This is a genomic window from Microbacterium sp. ISL-103 (assembly GCF_018613995.1).
Lineage (GTDB): Bacteria > Actinomycetota > Actinomycetes > Actinomycetales > Microbacteriaceae > Microbacterium.
In genome coordinates this window covers 1-1,872 of sequence record NZ_JAGGPD010000239.1, presented here as the reverse complement: position 1 = coordinate 1,872, position 1,872 = coordinate 1, and the positions used below count along the sequence as shown (strand labels likewise).

Sequence of the window (1,872 nt, the reverse complement as noted above, 5' to 3'; positions counted from 1 at the left end):
CGCGGGCGGTTGCACACCGCCCTGCGTGCGACCGCCCGCGGGGTGTCCGCCCTCGCCGAGCCCGATCGGGTGCGAAGCGCCCTGCTCTCGGCGGTCAGTCACGACCTGCGCCGACCGCTCGCCTCGGCCGTCGCCGCGATCGGCGGGCTGCGCGGAGCGCACTCGCTGTCGGCATCCGACCGCGAAGAGCTGCTCGCCACCGCCGACGAGAGCCTCGCGACCCTGTCATCGCTGGTCACCGACCTGCTCGACGTCAGTCGGGTGCAGGCCGGAGTGCTCGCCGTCTCGACCATGCGACTCGACGTCGCGGGCCCCGTGCTCGCCGCGGTCGACGAGCTAGGCCTCGGCCCCTCCGATGTCGAACTGGCGCTCGACGCAGAGCTGCCCGCGGTATCGGCCGATCCGGTGCTTCTGCAGCGGGTGCTCGTGAACGTCATCGCGAACGCCCATCGTCACGCGCCCGCCGACAGCCGGGTGATCGTCTCGACGAGCACGATCGGCGATCACGCCGAGATCCGCATCATCGACCGCGGGGCCGGCGTGCCCGCCGACAAGCGGGATCAGATCTTCCAGCCGTTCCAGCGCCTCGGCGACACCGACAACACCACCGGCCTCGGCCTCGGCCTTGCCCTCTCGCGCGGATTCGCGGAGGGCATGGGCGGTACCCTGACACCCGAAGACACCCCTGGCGGTGGACTCACCATGGTCATCTCGCTGCCCCTGGCGGCGGAGCCCGAACTCATGCAGGAGGAGACGGAGTGAAGCTCCTCATCGCCGACGACGACCCTCAGATGGTGCGCGCGCTGCGCATCACTCTCGCCGCCCACGGATACGAGGTGGTCGTCGCACCGGACGGCGCAGCCGCCGTGGCCGCCGCCGCGCAGACGCATCCCGACCTCATCATGCTCGACCTCGGCATGCCGCGGCTCGACGGCATCGAGGTGATCCAGGCGCTGCGCGGATGGACGAACGTGCCGATCATCGTCGTGTCGGGTCGCACCGGATCCGCCGACAAGGTCGAGGCGCTGGATGCCGGAGCAGACGACTTCGTCACCAAGCCTTTTCAGGTCGACGAGCTGCTCGCGCGGCTTCGCGCCCTCTCTCGCCGGTCGGTGCCGGTGGGTGGCGAATCGACCGTCGGGTTCGGCGACGTGGTCGTCGACCTCGCGACCAAGACCGTCACCCGCGCCGGTGCGCGCGTGCATCTGACGCCGACCGAATGGCGCATGCTCGAGCACCTCGCGCGGCACCCCGGTGCCCTGGTCACCCGGCAGGATCTGCTGAAGGAGATCTGGGGCAGCGAGCAGGTGTCGGACTCGGGTTACCTGCGGCTGTACATGTCGCAGCTGCGCAAGAAGCTCGAGGCCGAACCCAGCACGCCGGCGCACCTGCTCACCGAATCGGGCATGGGCTACCGCCTCGTGCTCTGAGCCCGGTCGCGGTGGCTTCGTCCCCGGTTCTCCGGAGTTATGGCAGACCGGCGGCGTTCACAACTCAGCATGAGCGCGGGTCAGAGGCCAGAATCGGCGGGCTTCCGCCATCCGCACCGGGGACTGTGCTGAGTCATGAACGCTGGCGGGCGGCGGACTATGCAGCGGTGGTGGCCTGAGGCCGACGCAGCACGCCCCAGGCGCCCGCCGCGACGAGGGCCACGGCGACGACGATGGCGACGATGCCGGTGATGGTGCTCTCCGGTTCTCCGGTGAAGCGTCCGACCGCGAGCCAGCCGAGACCCCACGCCGTCGCCAGGGCGGGCGCGATGCGCTTGGTGACGATCGCGCTGGCGACACCGATCACGAGAACGACGGCGAGCACGGCGACCGCCCCGCCGTCGGCCTGGTCGGCCCAGCTCGCAGGGGCGATCTGGGTGAG

At 70.8% G+C, this 1,872-nt stretch carries 2 protein-coding genes and 1 pseudogene; 2 read left to right on the top strand and 1 reads right to left on the bottom strand.

Going from position 1 to position 1,872, the window contains the following annotated elements:
- Both J7E68_RS09770 and J7E68_RS09765 read left to right on the top strand, forming a co-directional pair.
- Positions 1–762: ATP-binding protein (locus tag J7E68_RS09770; protein WP_251048847.1), on the top strand; the 762-nt coding region annotated here is incomplete at its 5' end.
- Positions 759–1,430, top strand: coding sequence for a response regulator (locus J7E68_RS09765; RefSeq protein WP_215172101.1), 672 nt, complete (start codon positions 759–761; stop codon positions 1,428–1,430). The genes J7E68_RS09770 and J7E68_RS09765, both read left to right, overlap by 4 nt.
- A gap of 157 nt (positions 1,431–1,587) precedes the next feature.
- On the opposite strand, the pseudogene J7E68_RS09760 reads toward J7E68_RS09765, so the two are convergent.
- A pseudogene (locus J7E68_RS09760) lies at positions 1,588–1,872 on the bottom strand (tryptophan-rich sensory protein); the annotation flags it as partial.